At 59.4% G+C, this 24,556-nt stretch carries 3 protein-coding genes (1 of these 3 cut by a window edge); all 3 read right to left on the bottom strand.

Annotated features, from left to right (window positions below; translation table 11 throughout):
- Positions 1-95: 95 nt before the first annotated feature.
- Tightly spaced (at most 30 nt apart), the 3 genes in view from E0501_RS03995 to E0501_RS03985 form a layout consistent with a single transcriptional unit that may run on beyond the window.
- Positions 96-2,252: a PqqD family peptide modification chaperone gene (locus tag E0501_RS03995; protein WP_137700038.1), complete on the bottom strand. Its 2,157-nt coding sequence runs from the start codon at positions 2,250-2,252 to the stop codon at positions 96-98.
- A 3-nt stretch (positions 2,253-2,255) separates the two neighbouring features.
- Positions 2,256-4,121: an HlyD family efflux transporter periplasmic adaptor subunit gene (locus tag E0501_RS03990; RefSeq protein WP_137700037.1), complete on the bottom strand. Its 1,866-nt coding sequence runs from the start codon at positions 4,119-4,121 to the stop codon at positions 2,256-2,258.
- A 30-nt stretch (positions 4,122-4,151) separates the two neighbouring features.
- Positions 4,152-24,556, bottom strand: partial view of a hypothetical protein gene (locus E0501_RS03985; RefSeq protein ID WP_235857739.1) — the 3' portion only. 18,352 nt of this gene lie beyond the right edge of the window; 20,405 of the gene's 38,757 nt are visible here — the last part of the coding sequence; the start codon falls outside the window, past its right edge; its stop codon occupies positions 4,152-4,154.

The raw sequence follows: 24,556 nt of genomic DNA, 5'->3' as shown, positions 1-24,556 counted from the left end.
GAATTAGCGGAAAACAAAAAGAAACGTGTTTAGAACATCTAAAAGGATAACAACAGCACGTTGTAAAACAAGGATTTTACCTTTTTTGCACGCACTCAGATATCGAACTTGCGCAGGAAGATTTGCCGCATGACGCGGTAAATTTGCGCTGCGAGCGGTTCGCGACCATGGTCAAAACGCACATAGACGCGCTCGCCAATACCACGAAATGTCGTGTCTTCGGGCAGGCGCATGTCAAGATGAAGCAGGTTGGACAAGGCCTGACGCTGACCAGCCGCATCGCCTATACCGGGATCGAGCGCCACGCGCCCACCACCTTCGGTGGCCAGCGCCATCGACGGCAGGCTTGCCGACATCGCCGGAACTTCGCGTTCTATCAGGGCAGGAAGCACGCGGCCAAGGTCGGAGGCGAATCGCAATTGCACCCCGTTGGTTTCGCTGCGTACCAGATCGCTGCGATCCTCAGGTACGATTACGCGGATCAGTGGGTCACGGAAATCTGCCACGTAGGCGACAACTTCCCCCTTGTGCACATACCGCCCGACAATGTCTTCTCCCTGCGGCAACACCAGCGCGCCCTCGGTTTCCGCACGCACGGTCAAGGCTTCGCGACGTTCCAGCGTTAGCGCCCTATCTGCCTGTGCTGCGCGCAGTTCTTCCTGAAGGACGCGAGCTGCGGAACGGTCGACAAAATCTTGCGCAGCAAGCCGGCGGCGCAGTTCCTCGATGAATCCGTCCAGCATCTGCACTCGGGCTGAAGTAAGCGGATCCTCCAGTTGCATCAGGGCCGTACCGGCAGCGACCTCAGAACCTGGCTGGACAGATAGAGCCGTAACGATGCCATCGGAGTCGCTATGCACGATCCTGTCTCCTGGCACCCAAACAACGCCTTCGGTCATCGTGGCATGAGGCAAAGGCACAGCAAACACCAGTCCGGCAAGAACGAAGAGAACCGCGCCTGTCACAGCGAAGGCGCGGCTTCGATGGCGGCGAAGCGCTGGGCTAGCCAGCAAAAACCACGCGTGCTTAAGCATCGGCCAGCCAAACATCAGCGCTACCGCCCATACAGCAAGAATGACCCCCAGGAAAAAGAACTTTGTCGACACGAACAGCACGATCGCGAAAGTGATGAACAGTCGATACAGAAATGCCGAGATGGCGTAGAAGGTGAACCAGAACGGTTCTCCTTTCGCAGTGGACGGGCTTTGTACCTCTTTCATGCCGAAACAATAGCGCTTGATTATATAGCCGATATGGTTCTTCGACCTCTGCGCGAGGTTCGGGATCTCTATCAGATCAGAAAGTACGTAATAGCCATCGAACTTCAGCAGCGGGTTACCGTTGAAAAGGAGCGTCGACACCCCACCGATTAGCATGACGTTGAACGCAAAAGCCCGTACAAGTCCGTCTTCCGCATTCAGCCAGACAATCATCGCGCCGGCAGCGAGGAACGCCTCAACAAGGATGCCCGCGGCGCCGACAAGCGCACGTTGCCACTTCGACGGAAATCTCATTGCGTCTGACGCATCGACATAGGGCACCGGCATAAACACGAGGAACATAACGCCGATTTCGTGCACCTCGCCGCCCCATCGTTTTACGACATAGGCGTGGCCAAGTTCGTGCACTGCCTTGACACCTGCGTAGCAAAAAACCAGGAGCCCAAGGTTTTCCGCCGTCAGCACCCGGTCAACAACATTTTTTGTCAGTTCATCCCAGTGCGACAGTGCAAGAAACCCACCATAGCCCACCACCGCTAGCCAAATCAGCGCGCCAAACCAAGAAATGAAAGGTCGAACAAGCGGCATGGTCGCACTGACGAAATCGTCGGGATCGATCAAAGGCAGGCGCACTGCGAGCGGGTTCATGAAGCTCATCAGGAACTTGCGGTTGCGCTGGCGTTCCCCGCGGTCGGACAATTCTTCAATATCGGGAGGGATGTCACCTAGAAGAACGTCTGACGCATGTAGTTGGCCTAGAAGTCGGATTACCTCATCCTGTGTCAAGGTTTCGTCGTCCAGCTGTTCGCAGGTGGTGTCCCAGATTTCTTGCACGGTGCGGGTGCCGTCCAGCATCGAGATCACACGATAGCTTGAGGGAGAAAAGCGATGAAACCGGCCAGACGTACGATCCTGTAGGACATACCAAAGCTGGCCGCGATAGCGCGTACGATAGAGCCGCGCATGGCGGCGCAGCCGGGGCTTTAGCTTGGCCACGCGATACCAATTCTGCGAGAAGAATGCCTTTTCCATGGATCAGGGTTTCCACCGCCAGAACAAAAGCTTGGCCCAATTGACCAGCGGCCGCGTCCAGACTGCAATCAGTAGGCGTTCATCGATCTGCGTGCGGGCAATACCTTCCATCGATGGGCGCAGGCGCGGGTCAGCGTCTTCCAACACTGCATCGACCCTGAAGAAGTTGCGCCCTTCACGCTGATCCGAAATTGGCGTGATATGTTCTATAGTGTAATTAAGCGGCAGGTCGGGCAAGGAGGCTACGCGTAGCTGGCCACTCTGCCCCGGAGTAATTTCGGCTAGGTCGGTTTCATCGACTTCGAGAACCACGCGCCAGCCGTCTAGCGGCGCAATTTTGAACAGTTCCTGCCCTCGTTCTACCGTGGCTCCGATCTTCTGGCTCAGGTCGCCCGATACAACGACGCCGTCAAAGGGCGCGCGAATTTCTGTTCTAGCGATCTGTTCGTCGACCAACGCGATCTGGCTATCGATCTGACGGATCTGGCTTTCGATGATATTCGCCTCGGCTCGTTCACGAGCAGCCAGCGCCCGGGCGTATTCCGCTTGTCGCTGCCCGCGTGAGGTGGTCAACCTCAACCGTTCCAGCGCGAGGTCCTGATCGTCGAGCCGCGCTAACACCTGACCCTGCCGCACAATAGCGCCGGCCTGAACTGCTCCGTCGGCCAAATAACCGTTAAACGGCGCGACGACCGTCCGCTGCACTGTGCCCTGCAACTGAGCAGGTGCGGTCACGTTAAAGGTCGTAGTCGCAGTCGCGAAATACCAGACCATGCCAGCAAAGATCAGTGTGGCGAGCTTACGGCCTAAATGGCTTGGTCCGAGAAGACGTTTCAGCTGGCTGCCGAACACCTCGAAAACCTTAACAATCAGCATCCGATCGTTGCGACGCTTCTCTTCCAAAACAGGCCCGACCACGGTGGCGATGGCATCGACCAGTTCGACTGTGTCGTCATCAAAACCCGCATTGCCGGCCTTTTCTAGCGTCACCGCGCCTACTATTTCTCCTTGATGCTGAATGGGCACCGTCAGAACACCGTCGGCCTTGTGGCTTCGCACGATCTCTTCGTGCGCTAGCGTGACCCTGTAATCCCAGCCGGGGTTGGGCGGATACAGTATGACTTCTTCCTGATCGACGGCTTCGTTCATGGCCGCGCGAACGTCGCGCAGCACGCTCATCCTCTTACCAAATCCCGCTACATGACTAACCGCAATCACCTTGGCGCCATTGCGTTTGAGTATGCCCAGGCTTACTGGATCGCAGCCGAGCTTTCGGGCGAGTTCTGTGACCAGAGCGCTAGCCGCACTATGAAAGCGTTTCTGTTCTAGCACCGTGGCCAGCATTCCAAGCGCAGTAGCAGTGCGAGCCTGCAGCTTTTCGAACGACCGGCTCTGGTCGCGGCGCAGCAGCACCTCGATCCAACCGGCCCCCCAGCGCAGGTGACGGATCACCTCGCCGGGAGCCATTTTGTCGGCTCCGACAGTAACCGACACGGCACCGTAAAGCTGATCATCGACAAGGAAGGGCAGGCAGATATCGTGATGATCACCTGATTTCGTGAGGACCGGCTGGCGTTTGCCAAGCGCGTTTTCCGTGGCGGCCATCAGCCCCTGCCCAACCGCATTTTCATCGGGCCATTGGGCGACCGGGACAAAAGGTCCAGTGTCCGGATCGCCTAAAAGGACTACCGCAGCCGTAGCACCACTGAGATTGCGGCACAAAAGAGCCAACCAGCTTTCTAGAAAAGCTTCAATAGATTCTGCACCAGAAAACTGGTTCCACAGCGCCTGGTCAAAGATCGCATAACTGATCTGCCCGGTCGCCGCTTCCCGTTTGGCCAATGGATCGGCCGGATTGTCAGTAGTCATAGTCTGGTCAATCCCTTCGATCCATTCGCATCACTTCCGGAATAGGCTTGTCAACCGAGTTAAGAGGCCGCTGCGCTCTTTCCAGCTTACCACCGCTTCTGTGGGCGTTTCGACTTTTCCATCGGGTTGTGGAGCCTCCTCCCGGCCGGTATCGCCGGCATCGTCGGCCAAGCCCGCTACGCTACCGGGTGCTTCTTGTGACCGCGCTGCGTCAGCGATGGCAGCACCCTCGCTCAGGTGGAGCTCGGGAGCCTTATCATGCGACCACCCCCAAGCCACCAGCCCTTCGCCGGGTTTTGGTGACGTGCCGTCGTGTGGGCGTTCACCCTCACGTGCGGCCTGTCCGACCGAGCTGGCGACATTGGCCACGACACCTGACGTTTCCTGATCCTGTGCCACTTCGACAACCACGTCACCCTGGCCCAGATCAAGCCCCAGTTTCCGCGCCGAAGTCATGTGGCGCAAGCCTTCGTCTGTGACGAACCGACCCAGCGTATCATCATAGATCAGCGTGCCTTGGCTATCGGTACCGGCTTCGGGTTCGCCTTCATCGTTTGCGAGGAAGGACAGGCGCAGACCCGGATCCAACGTGCTATCCATCAGGTCGCCTTCTTCGGCGTGGGACAGGTGCACCGAACCCAGCATGTGATCCAGTTCATGGGTCAACACGCTCAGCAGGTCGATCCGACCGGCGGCTGCAGCCCCCGGCAGCGCCCGCAGCAGGCCGTTGACATCCGCCACATACTCTTCGTTCGAGAGCGGCGTGAGGTCGACGAACCAGCCGTGACGCGCTGCGTCGGCATCCAGGACTATACCGTCGTCGTTGGCGTGGCCCAGCAGCGTGCCGCCCAGATCGGCGACAGTAACATCGACCGCCCGCAGCATGGCTTCCTGATCCGGGGTCAGCCCCAGACGATCCACCATGATGTCGATGGCCGCTGCCTTCAGAACGACCAGCTCAGCTTCGGTCAGGACCGAAACATCGCCGTCGCCCATCGACGTTGCACGAAGCCCTTCTTCGACTTCGAAAGCGGAATCATTGGTGCGAACCGCGACATCTTCGAAGTTGGCCCCGGTAAAGGTCACCAGCCCGAAGTCACCATCGACAAGCACCGAGTTGAACCCGTAGCTGCCAATCTGCGACCCGTTTGCGTAAAGCTGGATCGACGCGCCCGATGTCCGCAACTTGAGGTGCTGCGCCTCGGCCGCATTCAGCGACACGCTAAAGGTCTGGTCAATGACCATTTCTTTCAAGCCGTCGACGTGCCCGACCGAGATCAGGTCATTGGCCGCATTCACGAGGACGAACTTGTAGCGGGTGTCGTCGTAATAGTCGAAGACGATACCGCCCAAGTCGCCTTGTGCCACTGTGGTTTCCACCTCGATGATCGAGCTCGCGTTGATATCGACGCCAAGATCGACAAGGCTGATCGCCGCGTCCGCACCGGCCAGCGCTGCAACATATTCGCCATTGATCAGCTGCCAGTCACCTGTCTCGACCGCCATCGGGACGTTCCGCACGGCGCCGGTAAAGTCATCTTCGGCCTCCAGCGTCCAGTCCGGCGGCAGAATCTGCACGGTGAAGTTATCGACCGAAGCAACACCGCCATCCGTCGCAAAGCCCACAAAGCCCCTGTTGAGCGAGATTGGCAGACCATCTTCGTCAAGCTCTGGCACATAATCGTGGTTGAACCAGTTCACGCCGTCGATCTGCAGTGTCACGTTGTTCCCGTTAACGGCCAGAAGAACGCTATAGAACTGGTCCGGCTTGATCTTGACCGGTTTGTTCGACTGGATCAGCTCGTGATAGCCAGTGGCATCGCGATAGCCCATCTCGATCTTGTTGTTCGAGATGTTGATGCCTGCATACTTGAAGTCGATATCCGACTTGTAGTCGAAGATGATATAGGCATTCGCCTTGGCACCCCCGGTCGGCTTCTCGGTCGAGACAAGCGCACGGACTTCATAGTAGACCGGCAGGTATTCATCGAGGTTATAGACCGCCGAAGCCTGGCTGTCGTTCGTTGCCGACAGTGTCATCACCCCGCCCTGCACCGTCATCTGACCGCTGTCACGGATAAAGATATCACCCGAGTTGTTGTTGAAGTCCGACGTGCGCAGCACGTCGCGGCGACCACCGGGCACGTTGCCCGCCTGCGGATCGGTGGGTCCGCCGGTCTGATCCTGCCAGTAACCGTGATCTTTCTGTGTCACGAGGCCGATCTCGCCGTAGATACCGCCTTGGAGCTTGGCCACATTCGAATAACGGTCGTTGTGGTTGCGCTGGCCGGTGTCGCTGGTCCGCGTGATATCCGCGCCATCCCCGAACGCCTGAGCGTAGAGGAAGTCGAACAGGTGCGGCGGCACCTGACGGCTGACCGTCGCGATCCCGAAGGGTGCGAAGGGTACGATGAAGCTGTTGAATTCACCCACCCAGTCGATCAGGCGATCACCCTTGGTGTTGCCGATCAGGATATCCAGACCCGCACCGCCAAAGGCCCGGTCTTCATAGAGCCAGTGGGTGTCGGGCGACTGGTCCGTCGTATCCAGCGGCAACTGACCCCGCTCGCGCTGCGCGCCGTCCGGATCAAGCGTACCCAGCACGTCGTCAGCTTGTAGCAAGTCATTGCCAAAGCCGCCATACATCCGGTCACGTCCCGTGCCACCTGTCAGCCAGTCATTGCCCAGATCGCCAAAGATCATATCGTCGCCGTCCGAATTGCGCAGCTCGGGCGCAACATCGGGATCGGGAGTGCGGCCATCGGGTTTAAAGGCCACATAGCCCAATTGGCTGACGCCTTCGTCGTCATTGTGGTTGAGGAAGTACTGCAGCAACTGACCCTTCTGGAACTTGCCATCGGGATCATAGGCGTCGCCCTTCCAGACGAGGTTCGGATCCTCGGTGTCGAACAGGATCACGCGGCGCGGATCATATTCGTCATAGAGGAAGAATTCGCCCAACCGTTGACGAACCGGCGTCGGGTTGTTCCACGGATCGGTGTCGTCGCCGAACTTGAGGATATCCACCGGGTTGTACGGGCTGGAGAAATCGGACTTGTAAAGACCGACCAGTCCGATCACCGGATCGCCGTTTTCATCGACAAGCGGATTACCGTTTTCGTCCGACAGCTGATTAAAGCGCGGCGCATAGCTGTCATCCAGCGCTTCGGCACCCGAGATCGCGTCGTCACCCGCGCCACCATGCAGCCAGTCAACGCCAAGACCGCCAAAGATAACGTCATCGGCGTATTTGGGATTGGCCAGCAGCGGATCGTCCACCACCCAGTTATGGCCCGTCAGTTCGAACGGTGTCAGGTCGACCTGCTTCTTCAGTTCGCCTTCGACGTTGATCAGTTCAACCTGGACGTTGCCCGGTGTGCGGATCAGTTCGTTCAGCACGTTGCCTTGGCTGGTACGGGTATCCTGATCACGGCCCAGCAGCGACAGTACGCCCGACAGGCTTTCGTTCAGCTTGTCGCCGCCGGGCGAGACCAGATTCTCCGCATCGCTGTTCCGGCTGGTAAAGATACGTCCGTCATCGCCAAGGATGCCATCCATCCCGGTGCCGCCGGAAATCCAGTCGTGCCCCCAGCCACCGATGATATCATCGTCATCGGCATCGCCAAAGGCACGATCCCAGCCGCCGCCGAGGTAGATAAAGTCATCCCCGGTTTCGCCGTGCACCTCGTCATGGCCACCGATATCCATCGACCAGAAACCGTCAGTCGGGTCGCAGGTTTCGGACCACATCTGATAAGCGCCCGGCTGTTCGGTGTGAAACCGGCTGTCGTCAAAGTCCGGCCCGCCCGGCGTGTAATCGATCAGGCGGATACCGCGAACGACGATCTTTTCACCGCCGTAATTGTCGTAGTTGAATTCGACATAGAGCGGGTTGTTAAGATCGATATCCGGGTTCACGTCATTCCCCTGCACACCGACGACCCGGATGATATCGCCGTTGTCCCCGACGATGGCATCGCTGTCGCGACCATGCTTGGAGGCATAGGCCTCGGCGATCTCAGAGGGTTGCAGTTCGATGTCGGTGGTCAGAACGTCGTCCCCCACCTGTACCAGCTCGCCGTCTTCGTAGATCGGGTTGGCATCGGGGGCGAAACCGTTGTTGCGGCTGATCTGCGTGCCAGCGCCGCCAAACAGCCAGTCGTCGCTGTCAGGACGGAAGAAGCTGCCGTTGTTCAGCACCATGCCCTTCTCAAGATCCGTCAGGCCGAGGTCCGTCAGGATTACGTCCAGATCATCGCGGGCGTCAAGGTTGAAGAAGTGCGAAGCGCCGCCAACGATGTCGTCCTGACCAAGACCGCCAAAGACCACGTCACGTCCGCCGCCGCCTTCGATATAGTCCTGACCATCCGTCAGGGCTTCGAAGCTGGCCACGACGTTCAACGGGCCCAGCGGGTCCTTGACGATCGGGTCATCCAAGTTGGGCACGCGGGCCGCGCCCACGTGGTCGCCATTGGCCACCGCCGAGTCGATCGAGCCGTCGCCCTGGATCCAGTCATGGCCCATCTGGCCAAAAATCTGGTCGTTGCCCGCGCCACCGGCCATGTAATCGTTACCAAAGCTGTTCTGGCCGGCATCGCCGTATTCCACCGCGAAGTTGTGGAAGATGGCGTATTCGATTTCGTACTCGGCCCACCAGTCGACACCTTCGGGATCGCGATAGGTATAGGCCACACCGTTGGTCATCAAACGACCCGCGTTGTCCTCACCCAGCGAATTTATGCCGGTTTCATCGTAAGCGAATTCGGCCGTGGTCAGCAGATCGCCGCCTGTGCCTGCATATTCGCCCATGTAGAACGACGAGTTCCGGTCAGTCCGCGAATACATCAACGTGCCTGCCAACGCCTGGAAGCGCAGGCTGGTCACATCGCCACCCAAAAGCGGCGTTGCCGGTGCGGCACGGCGTTTCAGGAAGACGTTGTCGCCGAACATGAGGTCATCGTCGCCGCGACCGTCAATCATGTCATTGCCGGCACCGCCGATCAGGATGTCCTCGATCGCGCCGCCAAAGATGGTATCGTCGGCCCCGTTCTGGAATTCCTTGGAATTGATTTCCAGCACAAGGGTAAGATCCGTCGTTTCGATCCGCTGCAGCAGGTTTGGCGGTAGGTTCGGATCATCGACCCACATCAGGATTTCGCCGTGATCACCGAAGATGATATTCGGCGTGATCTCGTCGTCGCCAGTGATCGTGTCACCATAGATGACGTCCTGACCGGCAACCATGTCGTCACGCATTGGCGCCTGAACCTTGATCGGTTTGAAGGTCTGGTCAGACGAACCAAGGGTCGGATCGACCGTCGGCGCCGGGCTGTTGTCGATGGTCGCCACGTCCAGCGCGCGGGTGATGATGTTCACATTGAACCCGCTGTCGCCATAGATGTGGTCGCTGCCATCGTGGCCGATGATCGTGTCATCGCCGGACCCGCCTGCCAGATGGTCACCCGCCTGAGAGCCGATGATCAGGTCATTGCCCGCCCCGCCATAGGCGGTCAGGCCCACCGATTGCACCGGACGCTGGGTGAACAGCGCCGAAGCGTCGATGATGTCATGGCCCGCATAGACATACGGATTGGCCAGCGGGAACACCCACTCGTCATCTTCGTTCTCTTCGTCGGGCAGATGCGGGAACGGGTTGAACGGTTTGGGTCCGAATTCCTGACCCAGACGATCGCCCGGATGACCAGAATACCACACGCCATCTTGGCTGGTATCGCCATAGATCACGAGCGGGCTGTGCGACCCGGCCAGCACGCTGGTCTCGGGATCGGCGCCTTCGGCCAGACCGACAACGAAGTGATCGCCGCCCACCATGCCGCCCAATCCCGCGTCGCGGGTGACGTCGATGCTGTAGACCGTGATTTCGCTGCCCGGCTCGATGACGCATTTATGGATCGCGGCACCGCCCAGCGTGATGACGTTGGTGTCTTTGGCCACAATTTCGAAACCGCCGGGGATGCCCTCGATGAACAGGATGTCACCCACGCTGAAGTCGCTCCAGTCGCCATCAAGGTTGGTCAGCTGGTCATTCAGCAACTCGACGGTGGTTGTCACTTCGGTGCGCAGCGGGATCGACTTGTGGATATCGAGCAGATCGTCAGCCACCGAGTCACCCGACAGGATCAGAATCGCCCCCTCACCCCACGATGCGGCGGCATCTTCGGGCGCGACATAGCCATAGTCGGTGGCATCGCCGAAGCCCAGCACGGTACGGGTGAATTCTTCGTCATCCAGCTGGATGATGTCGCCCTCTTTATACCCGTTTTCAACCCAGCCGCGGCCGTCCTGGCGCAGCAGCGCGCTGTCGCCGTTTTCGTCGCCATCAAAGTCCGGGATGGGTTGGATCGACAGGTCGCCGACCGTATCCACCGGCAGGTTGCCGCCGCCATGCAGCACGGTCAACGCGCCATGCGGGCCTTGCACCCAGATATTGCTGCTGACGCTTGTGGCATCCGCGATCGGATCGCCGAGGATCTCCATCGAGGAGGTCTCGGAAATCGACAGCACGCGGTACTGCACCGCCTCGTCAAAGCTGCCGTCCTCGCCACCGATGTTGATCAGGTGCCCTTCGAGGAAGCCTTCGGCCTCCCAATCGACACCGGACAGGATTGCCCCCTCGGCGGTTTCCTCGACACCATAGGTGTAGAAGTCGAGCACGAGCGCGTCGATGGCCACAAGGCGCACTTCTTCATCAAAGGCCGAAATCAGGCTCGACGTGACCGACCCGGCCGCCAGTTCAAGCACCAGAACCGAATTGTCGTTCGGGTCGCGCAGAAGGTTGCCCATGCCATCATCAACCGTGAGGCCATTGCCATCGCGGTAAACCGCGTCGCCCACCTCGACCACGGTGAACTGAACGTTCGGGAAGCCGTCAACGGTGACTGTCTGGCCGGGCAGGAAGCCCTCGGCCTTCCAGTCCAGAATATCGGACCGAACGGTGTAATAGGCGCCCCAAGCGTCCTCTTCGTCCGGGTCGCTGCCAATATCAAAGAAGTCGAACTCATTCTGTGCCGATACGAACGGCGCCGGATCAAGCGTACCGTTCACGTCCATATAGTCGTTGCCCTGGCCCAGCATGATGTTCACGACTTCGATGGTCGATTGCGCGCCATCGGTGCCGACGCTGGCCGCGCCATAGTTCACCTTACCAAAGCTGATGCCGCCCGGAACGACGATATCCGTCGCCCCTTCGACCTCGGCCGCTTCGCCATGCAGCGGACCAACCACGTTTTCAAAGACCAGATCCTTGGCCATGCCAAAGCCTGTCAGCGTGGTCTGGGTCAGAACACCCGACGTGTCCGCGAGGCTCGAGTCGTTGAAGATGTTGAGCACATCGACCTGCTGGCTTTCTGGCGGCTGTGCCCCGATCGCAATCAGGAACTCGTCGGTTTCGCCCGGCAGCTTGACGCCCGCAGTCAGCGAACGGTCTGCGCCCGCAGGGCCACCTTCGACAGCAAGAGGTCCACGCAGTTTGGACAGCAGGTGCGTCTGGACGGGGAAGATCTTGACCCCTTCGCGCGTCGGCGGAACAACATATTCTTCGTCTGCCTGAAGCTCGATCCGTTTCAGATCGTACCAGTCCGCATCGGTAAAGGTCGCCTCGGCCGCGATCCGCACCACGGTCACGTCCGCACCGCCAGCAAGGTAGGAGGTCGTCAGATCGACATCCAAACCGCCACTGGTCGCCCGGATCACTTGCAGCTTGGCATCCTTGTCGTCGTTGTCGCCACGGATCAGCTGGATCTTGGCCTCGATATCGGCCTGTCCGTCAGAGATGATCCGCACCCACATGCCTTCGAGGAAGCCATCGGCCAGCCAGCCCTCTTGCGCGCCAATCAGGCCCCGTTCGAGGAAGACGCCTGGGAAGGCCTTGGGATCGGTTTCTTCGCCGACCGTTACGGTCCCTTCAAAGATGCCTTGTTCGGCAATGTCCGAAATCGTCAGCACATCCTCAGTTTCATAGGTGGACCAACCGGCCACGTCGCCAACCTCGGCGGTCAGTGTCATGGTCAGGCCGTCGTCGGACAGCGACAGGATCATGTATTCGCCGTCAAAGCCCGCAGTCCCAGCCAGTTGGATGCGTTGACCATCGACATCGCCTTGCGCACCAAAGAACCCTTCGTCCACAAAGCTACCAAAGTCTGCTCCCGGGCCGCGGGTCAGAGTAAGATTCGTCCCGTCATCGTCAAAGAGCAACTGACCGGCATACATCTGAGTCGTGATCAGGCCACCGACAACCGCATAGCCATCAGGTGATACGGAGACCCCATCAATCGATACCACATCGGCCAACCCATCGGTCACGATCGCGACGTCGACATTTTCGTCAGGCTGACGTGTCAGGCGCAGATCGTAATAATCGTTCTCTTGTTCGATTGCAGGCGTGCTGGAATCTTCCGGCACCAACAGCGTTTTGCCGCCCGCTTCAAGCACGACCGCACCTGAGGTTTCGTTGTCATAGACTTCGACATCGATCAACTGGAAGCCCGACCGCAGGTTCGGGAAGACGTAGTCGTCGTTCGGATCAGCGTCTTCGAATTCGATGACGCCGTATTCCAGATCCTCGCGGATATAGTCGTTGCGTGCGTCGACCTGAACGATGATCTCATCATCCCAACCCGCGCTGCCGTCATTGGCAAAGGTCATGTAACCGATCAAGACCTTGCCATCCGTCCGGCCAGCGGAATTGGCGATCTTTTCGGCCGTCGTGTAGAGCGTCAGGCGGCTGTCGCTGTCGACATTGGTGAACCGCAGCGCCTTGTCGCTGTCGTCATCGACCACGAGGTTCACCGTCACGCTTTCATTCAGCGCGGGGTCTTTGGAGAGCGACAGACCCAGCAGATCCGACAGCTCGGTCCCGCCTTCACCTTCGACGACAACCGTCCGGCCGTCTTCGTTGCGGGCGGCGTCAAGCTCGCGCACCTTGATGCCAGGCGTATCATTGTCGCGCACCTCGACCTCGACGTTGCGCACGTCGATGCCGTCATAAGCGGTGTCATTCGAAATCACGCTGTGCTGGATCACCGTCACGCGGTCCCCTTCGGAACGGTCATCATCGGGGGCAAAGACCCAGACACCGACCGGCGTATTGTAGTTGCCCGCGTTGAATTCAAAGGTGATCGCATTCTGCGACACAAAGGCCTTAACGCCGTTGATATACATTTCCCGTTGGAAATCGGTATCGGTGACAACCCCACCCGGATCGACCGCCGACAACCAGATCGACTTGCCCAGCGCATCGGTCAGGAAGTCCGGGTTCAGGTCATAGGGCAGCCCGGTAATCGGGTCGAGCGTCCGCTCTTCCTGGAAGCTGCGCGCCGCCGAAACCGTCACATAGACCGTGTCGGTCGGCAATTGCGCAAGGCTGATTTCGTAATAGTCGGCGAACTGGTCAAGAACGTTTGCCTCTTCGCCCACCACGGTCCGGCCGGGCGATGCGGTATCGCTCGCGGTCTCTTCGTTGATGACGACCAGACCTTCGCCGTCGCGGGCGACATTGTAGTCAAAGCCGTCGACCACCAGGCCGTTATAAAGCACGTCATCCGACGTCACGAGGTGGTTCACCGTGCCGGTCGCGCCTTCCAGTTCGCGGGTGACGATATCTTCGGTCACGTCGCCGCCGACATTGATCACGTCAGAGCCCAGACCACCAATGACACGATAGCTGACACCGAACGCTGTCGAGACGACAAAGAATTCGTCATCGCCTTCGAGCCCGTCGACCTCGATCACTTCCATCGTCGAATAACGCACGTTCAGCCCTGCGCCAAAGATGCCATCGGCGCGGATCACGATGTCGTCGGCGAATTCGGTGCCAAGGATCACCATCTTGTCAAAGCCCGTGCCGCCATCGACGCTGACCGGCGCATTGACGTTATAGCGGACTTCGTCCTGACCGCCGCCAGCGCGGATGTCAGGCGCCTGCGCGACCGAGAATCCGAGTCCGATTTGCGGCGTCGCGACACCGTCCTCGTCCAGAACGATCGTGTCGTCCGACGTGGTTTCGGTCAGCATCAGGTCAAGATAGTTGATCCCGAAGTCATTGTTGATGTTGAACGAGCTGGCCCCGTTGATGGCCATCTGGTCCTTCAGGTCCTGGCGCCAGTCGTTGTCGATCTGGATCGAGAACCCGTCCACATCGGCATCGGTCAATTCGTCGATCGAGGCATTGATTGTCAACCCGCCGTCGAGACGGATTTCCTCCAGCGCCTCCATGACCGCAACGCCGGCGTCAAGATCGGCCTTGTCGATCTCACCGCTGCCATCCCAGTCAAAGTCGGTCGTCGCTGCCAGCGCAAAGGCGCGGATAATGAATAGGTCGTTGTTGTCATCGCCTTCAAGCCGCAGCTCGGACTGGTTGGAATAGACGCGGAACGTATCATTGCCCGTGCCACCCTGAGCGATCAGCGGCGCGGTGGAGCCCGGGCTAAGCCAGCCACGGGTCGTCGCCACCAGTTCGGGGAAGACATCATTGGGCAACATGTTGGCGTCCAGCGTCCTGTTCTGGCCAAAGATCTGACCGATCTGGAAGCTGTCATGGCCAGCCCCGCCATCCAGAGTCGTGATCACGGTCACATCATCGGAATAGAACTGGTCATCGCCTTCGCGGCCTTCGACCACGAGGCGGCCGTTGATGCCGCTATCGTACTGGACACGCACGGATTCGGCGCTGTCTTCGTTGTTCTGGACGATATCCTTGTATTCATCGACCGAGCCGTGCAGCAGCGCGACAAATCCCGGGCGATGCACGTTTTCATTGTGGATGTTCTGCATGGCCCGCAGTAGGAAGATATCGTCGGTGCCGTCGGGCTGGTCATTGGACTTGGACGGCGCAAAGATATGCAGCTCGTCCACGCCATCATTGTCGCCGCCGGTGTCCAGCGCGTTTACCAGAACGTTGCGGACATCTTCGCCGTTCGAGCCAAGCACGAACACTTCGTAGGTGTCGCTATCGGCCTGACCGTCCAGCGTCAAAGTATGTTCCGCCTGATCCTGACCCAGCCCTTCAAGCATATCGAGCTGCCATGGCGTCGTCACGGTCGCAGTATCCTGCAGGTAATAGACGCGGAACAGATCTTCTCCCTCGTCCCCTGTGGACAGATTCCGCCCTTGGGTGCCGGTTCCGATGGCGGGCACGGTATTCGACCCATAGGCCCGGGTCTTGGACCCGAGGTAGATGTAACCCGGATCGTCTTCGCCGATGCCGCCTGCGGCACCGCCTTCGTCACCGAACTGGATCAGGTCCTGCCCGGTATTGCCGAAGATCCACGTGGTGTGCGTGGGCGCAAAGTAGTCTGCCGAAACATGACCAATGGCCGGGTCGCCCGTCTGACCGCCGCTGTAGCCGTCATTGCCGTAGAAATCATTGCCCGTATGCACGCCCGCACCTGCGATGATTTCGCCGCGCAGGATGATCGTGGTGCCAAAGTCATTGGCCATATTGCTGTCGGGGTCGGATGCGCTTTCCACGCCATCGGTCCAGTTGGCGTCACCGCGAATGGTGATATCCTCGCCGGCCCAGATCTTGGCGTTCGGATCAACGGCAATATTGTCGCCCACCAGCAGCGTCACGCTGCCCCATTCGGCAAAGATCATGCCGTTGTCGATGGCACGCGGCGCATCTGTCTGATCCCCCGGATTACGACCGTTGCTTTCTGCAAAGCGTGCCGATCCGCTGTCGACCAGGAACAGATGTTCGTCAGTTTCGCCGCTTTCGCGGACCGTCAGACGGATTGCGCCATAGAAGGCATGCGCCAGAGCAAGGCGCAGGGCGCCATCGGTTTCCGTCAGGAAGATGTTCATCGACGCTTCCAGCGCGACATCGCGCAGCGCGTCGTTCAGGTCGACGCCGACAAAGCTGTCGTCCCCGGCCGAATTGCGACGCGAGTCAATCTCCAGATCGTTGCCGGCCTCACCAATGCTGGACACCGCGCCATTGGCGTCAAGATCGACCGCCTGGCCCAGGATATCCGCATCGGTGGCATCTTCTCCGCCGTTTTCCGGCCGGTCGAAGATAGACCCATCGACGGTGCGCAGGGCAACGTTTTCGTTGGTTTCCACCTGTCCGATGCGCAGGTCGCCCGTCAGTTCGTCGATAAAGATACCGCCATGCGAGCCCACGTTTTCAACATCGTAGGCGTCGAGGTTGTTGCCCGTGGCGCCACCGTCATCATTGCGGTCGACATTGATTTCAAGGAAATCGCCGGCCTCACCAATCCCGCCTTCGGATGGAGTGGTCGTGCCCGAACCAATCGACAGACCGCCCGGCGTCGTACCGCCGCCGGTAGCCACGCCGGTATACATCGTGATGTTGACACCCGACACATCGACCGTCGGCTGTCCGTCCGCATCAAGGATGCGGGCGGGCGACCACAAGGTCACATCGTCATCGGTCGAATGGATATGGCCGACCAGCATGTTGCCGGACAGTTCGGTGGCCTCGATAAAGCCATTGGTCGTCAGCCAGATTTGTTCGGTCCCGTCATCGCTGCTGCCTTGCGACCAGTTCACGTCGCCATAGACAACAAAATTGACCGTCGTGCTGGACGTGGACGGTGTGACGTCAACATCCCAGGTTTTGGTCGACCCGTTGAACGAGATAAAGTCGATATCCGTCGTCCGGTAGCTGCGGTTCTCGGCCCCCGTATAGGTGTCGTTGGTGCTGACGTGACCGATGTCGATGTCGTCACCCGCCCGGACATTGGCGAAGATATAGGTCGAATCGACCTCGGTCATCGCCACCTCGGCCGACGTGTCGTCACCGGGCGTCTGGTAGGTGGTCGTGCCCAAGCTGCGCCCGACAAAGTCATAAGTTGCCTGGCCATCACCGGTATCCGGGCTCCAATAGGTGAAATAGGTGCCCGAGCGCGCTTGCGGCGTCGTCAGGTTGATCGAAGGTGTAAAGGTCTGCACCGTAACACCGTCGATTTCCGAAACGGCATCGCCGACGCGCGAGTCGTTGATCACGACATCCACATCGTCGCCTGCTGTCAGGCTCTCGATTTCCACGGTGGCGAAACTTGCTGCCGTGACCAAGGACCGATCCGTAAAGGTCAGATCGATCACCGTGTCACCGTCGGCATCCGCAGTAAAGGACACTTCGCTTTCAGTCGGCGTATCACCCGGCTCAGTAGCATGGGTGATGCGGATAAGTTCGACCACAACCGCCTTGCGGGCCTGACCCGACGTGCTGCTTTGGTTGCCGATATCAACCGAGGCATCCAGATCGATCCGGTTGGTGCGGATCAGCGCTTCTTCAAAGATCGCCGGGATGTCGACATCGGGCTTGTCGACCGGATTGTCGGCGACGCGCAGATGTTCTTCGTCCGCACGGATGCTGCCGCGTTCGTTTTCGATCGTCGTCAGGCCCAGCGTGTTTTCTATCCCGCCCAGCAAGATGATATCCGACCCGGTCTGGTTCGCATCGCGATTGCGAATCTCGACATGGGTCTTCGGATAGAAGAGGTTCAACGCGAACTCGAACGTGTTGCCAAAAGTGTCGGCGCTCAGGCTCGAATTGTTGTCGTCGTTGCTGCCATCATAGGGGATATTTTCGACCTTGACCTTGACTGCGGCAGACCCGTCGATCGTGTCGATATGGTTGATCACCAGATCAAATTCCGAGTCGTTCAGGATCGTCACATAGTTCCAAGACCGCTGGCTTTCGATCAGGCCCTCGTTACCCCAGATTCGGCCAATCGACCCGTTGGCGTAGAAGGTCGCGTCGCCCGCCTGGTCAAAGATGATGTTATCAATCACCACCTGCGGGTTCGAACCATCGGCAGCCTCCAGAGTGTCGCCGACGCCCTTGCCGGCATTGACGCCAAGGAACGAGATGTTGGTGAGCTTGGTGATGACACCATCGCTGTCGATTTCCAGAACCGGGTTCGGTTCACCCAGCAGGATGACATGTGCTTCCCAGAAGATATCGCGATCTTGGCTGGTCGAGCTTGATCCACCCTTGTGGCGCGGACCGATATAGCCGCCGCCCGGACTGCGATCACGCGTGTTCGAACTGCTGGTTTCCAGCGCATTGACGTCCAGATCGGCGGTGCGCAGGATGGCTTCCCAATGGCCTTCGATCTTGACCACATTGTCCAGCGTATTGGTTGAATTCGCACGCGTGGACCCGCCGATGGCATAGAGCCGCGCCTTGGACTTGGCATAGACCGTCGAGTTGTCGGTATGCGCCTCAATGACAATCTTTTCGTTGCCGGTGATTTCCGAGCTGTGGCTCAGCCGCACCTCGTTGTGGCTATAGACCTCCGCGGTCGATTTCGACACGGCCGAACCACCCGCGGCACCCGCGGTGGTATTGGTCGTTGCCTCGCTGTTATTCTGGAGGATCTGCGAGTTGATCTCGACTTCCCGCGCCAACAGGTCCGCGCTGCCCTGTGCGGTGATCTCGGCACCACGATACTTGTCGTATTGCGAGTTGGTCAGCTTGTTAACGCTGTGGTTGTTCCAGAAACTGTTGCCGGTGTTGATCTGCGATGCCTTGTAGATCCAGCTCTTGGCTTCGACGCTGGTCGACACCCCAAAGATACCGCCACCATAGGCTTCGGCATTCGCCTTGGCGAAATTGTCAACGTTGTTGAAGATGTCCAGCGTATTCCCGGCCGTCAGGTCGGCGTTGATCTCTTGATCAATGCCGTAATAGAGGCGCGAGAAGGCCTTGCCGTCCGCACCGGCCCCCAGCAGCGAACCGCTGGTCGTCTGGCCTTCGGACGACACGTAGGTGGTGATCGTGCCATCCACCAACAGATCGTTCAAAGCGGTGATCGAGGCATCCGTCTCAAGGTCGATTGCGCTGATATTGACCGCCGTGGCATGACCCTCGGCGCCTTCAAGCGAAATACCGCCACCGCCGCCGCCGTCAGCGGTGCCCACTGCGCCCGCTTTGCTGTTGGTCAGGATGCTGATGTCATTGGCAAGCAGATGCGCCCCACCCGTTACCGTCAAATTGGTGCTGACATGGTGCGCGGCATAGGTCTTGGAGTCCTTGTTGTTGAACGCGCCGCCTGTGCCGCCGCCCGCCGAACCGGTCACGACACCATCGGCCGAAGACGGCAGGTTAAAGGCCGCCGCACCGCCGATACCCGAGAACCGGCCGCTAAGCCCGTTTTCGACATCGAAGATCAGCGAATGATTGGATCCCGACCCGGATTTCAGATCAACCCCTTCGGTCACCAGGCTATGGGTGCCAGCCTCGGTATTGCCGCTCAGGAACAGATTGATGGCCGACCCCCCGGGGGTGGTCGAGAGCTGAATACCGTCGTTGTTCTTGTTAACGACATAGTAGCTGCGGCCTTCAACCAGTCCGCCGATCGCCTGCTCACCCACACCGACCAACTGATGGCCATTCTGGCTGTTCACGAAGGACACGTTGATAAAGTCAACGTCGTCAATAAGCTGGTCAGGCGTATTCGCATCGGCGTCGTGATCGCCATAGATGTTACGGGTATTGGCCTCGGTCGTCGCCAAGCGGATGTAATTGTAGTCGGAATAATATCCGACGCCCTCGGGGTCACCCGGAATCTTGGACCCCCCATTCACGACGTAGTAGGTTTGCCCACTTGTCAGGCCCGGAACATTCACACCGTTCAGCGCCGTGTAGATCACCGCCTGCCCGTTCGTGAATCCGTGGCCCGGCACGTAAATGCGGCCCGAATTCGAGAAGTCCTGGGTTGCCAAATATTCGTTCGCATCCGTATTCGGATTGTCGAGCGTCACATTGGCATCGACGAATTCCGACAGGAATGTGCGCGGCTCTGGCAGCCGGTAAGTCACGAAATCGTCGTTGTTGAGATTGGTGTACCCACCGATCCGGTCGTCGCCCGCATCCACTTGGCTTCGCGTGAAGGTATCGGTCGTTTCGGTGAAACCATCCGATTGCAGCTTGATCGTGTTTTCGTCGATCACCTTGACCTGATAGGTCACGCCATCCGACAGTCCGTCGATGTTTCCGCTGCCTTGCTTGTAAATCAGCCTGTCACCGGGTTCGAACGCGTGGTTCTGGATCGTGATTTCGTCCTTGAGATAGTTGATATCGCTTGATCCGAAGAGCGAGCCAAGCTGCACCTCGGTCGGGCTCGTGACGATAACAGTATAATCCTTGCCTTCCTCAACCCCTGCATCGTCAGAGGAATTGAACGTGATGGTCGCCCCGGTCTCCAACAGATGGGGTGCGCTGGTCACTAGATCGGACTTGCCGAACGAGATCGTGTTGGCCGCATCATTCGAACTGATGACCGAACCATCCGACACATCGCCGCCATCGCCACCATGCTCTGCCTTGAGCTCAATCAGCCCGCCCGCTTCGACATGGTCGGTCGCGCCGACGGTAAAGTTCACCGTCCCGTTGGCCGACGCGGTGGTCGTCACGCCGGTGTCGCTGGCAAATGCACCGCCATTGGTGCGCGCGCTGGCATCGGAGTCGGTGACCAGATTGCCAGAGCTGCGGATGTTCCCCAACAGGTTCATCGTGCTGTTCGCACCGCCAAAGGTCACATCCATCGTGTGCGCCGTGTCAGCAAACGCGTCGCCCGCATCGAGATTGACAAAGATCGCGCCACCGCCCGAGAGCATCGTCGAAACCGTCGTCGAAAGCGTTTGTGCGTCAACGTTGAGATTGTTGGCCGCAGGCGCGTTGCCGTCACCCACGTCACCCTCATAACCCAGAGTCGTCGTGCCGTTCGTGTAAACGTTGGCCTCGACATCAGAGACACGCGCCCCAAAGGCAAAACCACCGCTGGACAAGGCTCCGATGGATTCATTGCCGTGCCGCAGCGACACACTGATATCCGCATAGGTGAGGTTCTGCGGGTCGGTGTCATCGATCGCGGTGAACGACATGCCCGAACCGATATTCAGCTCGGCCGATGAATTGTTGTGGACGTCGATCACCGAACTATTGACGGTCGCCAGACCGGCAATACCGGTGGAACTGGCAGACCCAATCGCGCCATAACCGTTGCTTACGCGCAGGTAATCCGACCCGTTATGGTTCACCAGGCCACGGACCGTGACGCCATCCTTGGCATTCACCGCACCGCTACCGGTCGAAATGTCGACACCGCCCGCGAAGGTCGAAGTCGTGTCGGCATCGGTGACCGTCGCCCCGAACGAGCCCGAGAAAGATGTCGCCGAACTGTCTGATTTACCTGTCATCTTCGCCTGAAGATTGAACGTGGTCTCGGCCTGGACATCGGCGCCCGTGCCGATCCGGCCGATGGCCTTGGCATTGTTGGTGGCCGTGGTGTCCGAACTGACAGAGGAAGCCAGCCCGCCAATCGACGTGGCCCCGGTGATGGCGGACACATTCGAGACCAGCACCGCGTCAAGGTCGATCTTGCCGGTGTTCGACGTCACGGTCGTCGTGCCCGGGGATCCGTCGCCTTCTTCTGCGCCGATACGGATTTCCGCACCGCCATTGTCGACGACGTCCACGGTGAGCGAGGCCACATCGGCCAGTCCCGAAAGACCGACCTGCAGGTTGGCGGCCTCAGCGGTGTGTTCGGCATCGGCCTTGAGGATGATCTTGTCGGCGCTCGTTGTCCCGTTCTTGCCAATATAGGCGCGGGTGTCGCTGTCCAACTCGGTTCGGATGGTCGAATTGGTGACGTTCGCAACACCGGAAAGGGTCGTGGTCCGCGATTGCGGGCTTGCCTTGGTTTCAGCATCGGCCGTCATTTTCAGATCGCCTGACAGCGTCACAGTGCTTCCGTTACCGATATAGACTTCGGTATCATGCGCGTTCTTGGCCACGGTGGTGTTGTTCGTCACCGTTACAAGACCCGCCCCCGAGAAGCCCGACAAATCGGCCTCGAGCGTCGATTTCGCAATGGCATCCAATGTGACGTTTTCCGCCGTCACATTGGCGGAATTGCCAATATAAGACCGGGTTGCGGATTCCTGGCTGCCCGGCAGACCGCGCGAACCAATCACGGCCTTGACGTTGGAACTGGTCGCGGTGACGCCGAACGAGGCGTTGATCGACCCAATCGTCGCGCTGGCCATGGCTTCGGGGTCGTTTCCGTTCAGGATTGCGTTCGTCGCGGTGCCTGTCAGATCGAAAGTGCCAAGTTTGACGACCGAGTTGTCCCCCACGAAGGTTTCGGTAATGCGGGCCGCATAGGCCTCTGCTGTGAGGTCGCTGACCGTGGCAAGGCCGCTGAGGCCAAGCGCCTGCATATCGGCATCGGCCAGCGCGGTCAGTTCGGTCGCGGTCAGGTTGACGTCACCGGCCGTCAGATCGGTGTAGCGGCCGATATAGGCGCGCGTTTTACCCGCCATTTCGGCGACAGCAGTCGACACCGATACGGCAACGCCGCCGGCGATGTCGAACCCGTTGGTTTCGGCCTTGGCCAAGCTATCGGCCGTCGCATTCGCGTCGATCGTGCCGCGGCTCGTGCCATCCGACCCGCGAATGTCGATCACCACCAGACTGGTCTGCGTGCTGTCGGCGTTGCGTCCCACATAGGCTTCGACATTGTTGGTGGTCTTGGCCGTCGGTGACAGGCCCGAAATGGATGCCCCGCCGCCGACCGAAACGCTCAGCAATTCGGCATCGGCATTGGCATCGCCATGTGCATCAAGATTGAGATCCGCCGCGCGCACGTCGACCCCGTTGCCCGCATAGGCGCTGGTGCGGCCACCCGCGATTGCAGTGGGCGAGAAAAGGTTGATCGACGCGCCCGCCGACAGGCCAAGCCCCTCTGCAGTCGCGACGGCATCAATATCGCCTTCTGCACGGATCTTGAGCGTATCAACAGCCCCGGTGACATGGATCAGCGCATTCGGATCCCCGCCCGCAGCAACACCATCGGTGGCGCCAAGATAGGCCTCGATCACGCTGTTGACCTCGGCGGTTGGCTCCATGCTCGTGGCCGCCGCGAGGAAGCCGAAGCTCAGGGCGTTGGCCTCTGCCTCGGCCCGGTTGATCACGGCGTCGTTGCCCGTGAGCTTGCCGGCGCTGACGTTCAGCGAAGCGCTCTTGAGGTTTACACCATCGCGGACAAAGGCCGAAGTCCGCCCTTGAACCGTGGACTTGTTTTCAAACAGGTTCAAAGACAACCCGCCGGTGGCCGACAGGCTGTCGACCGTGGTGATGGCCCGCATGTCGCTATCCGCAACGACCTTGATGCTGCCGTCGGTGATGTCCACATCGGTCATCACGTTGGTCGCCTGCTGGCTGGACCCGGCCCCGATAAAGGCCTCGACCGCACCGGTAATATCGGCCTTGGATTCGATGAACCCACCCGTGAAGAAGCCGGACAGTGCAAGGTTCTGGCTGTTGGCCACGGCACCCATACCATAATCGTCGGGATCAACGGTGCCATCGTCGACAAAGGGTGTGTCGGCAAGGATCGTCAAATTATCCGCATTCAGATCGATCCCCTGCCCCACATAGGCGCGCACGGCACCGCTGATGGTGGCCTGTTGGTCGATCGACGAGGCGGCCGCGATAAAGGACACGTTCACCGTCGTCACTTTCGGTGCGGCATACATCTTGCCGATCGCGGTGACAAAGACATCGCCGTTGATATGCACAATTCCGATATTGCCGTTCGGCGTGACACCGGACGCAGAGCCGATATGCGAGTCGACACTGCCCGACACAATGGCCGTGGCCGTGACATCGGAATAGCTGAGCGCCCCCGAGATGGCCACCGAGAGTGTCGTCGACAGCGAGTCGTAGTCGCCCTCGGCTTTCACATTGAGCGAATCCGCATAAAGCGTACCGCCCTGCCCGACAAAGGCGCGGGTGTCACCAGACACTTCGGTGTAGCTGTCGAAGATGCTGATCGCGGCGAGGCCGGCCAGATTACCGCTGAATGAAGCGAAGCCCGGCTTTTCATCATCATAGCCCGCGGTTGCGTTCATGTCCGACCAGGCGTCGATTGTCACCGCGCCCGAGATGTTGGTGATCCCGCTGCCTCCGGTTACAGGGCCGTCAAAGGGCGCGCCGATATAGGCAGACACCTCACCGTCAACGATCGCTTCGGAATTCAGGATCGAGACCGAGGCGATCCCGCCAAGGCTGAGCAGGAATGTTGTCGTCGTTGCATTGTATTTGACGTCGTCGGTGTCGCTGCCTGCGTCAATGTCAAGCAGCGAAGCCGTCATCGACACTCCGTCGCGCACATAGGCCCGGGTCGCGCCGGTTACCTCTGCTCGTGGCAGAGCCGCGCTGACCGTGATCCCGAAAGAGGCCCCGACCAGAATCGTGTCGGCCAACGCATCCATTGTCGCATCCGCGGCGATGATCACCTCACCATCATCGGTCTGGCCACCCGTGCCGACAACGTTGATCGACGGCGCGTAAGTCGCACTTGCCCCTTGGTCATTATGGGCACCGATAAAGGCTTCGACCTCACCGGTCACCTTGGCCAGCGAGCTTAGAACGCTGACCGAGG

Origin of the sequence: Marimonas lutisalis (assembly GCF_005434965.1) — a bacterium.
Lineage (GTDB): Bacteria > Pseudomonadota > Alphaproteobacteria > Rhodobacterales > Rhodobacteraceae > Marimonas_A > Marimonas_A lutisalis.
The sequence above is the reverse complement of the archived record's forward strand: the minus strand, read 5'-3'. Positions and strand labels throughout refer to the sequence as shown.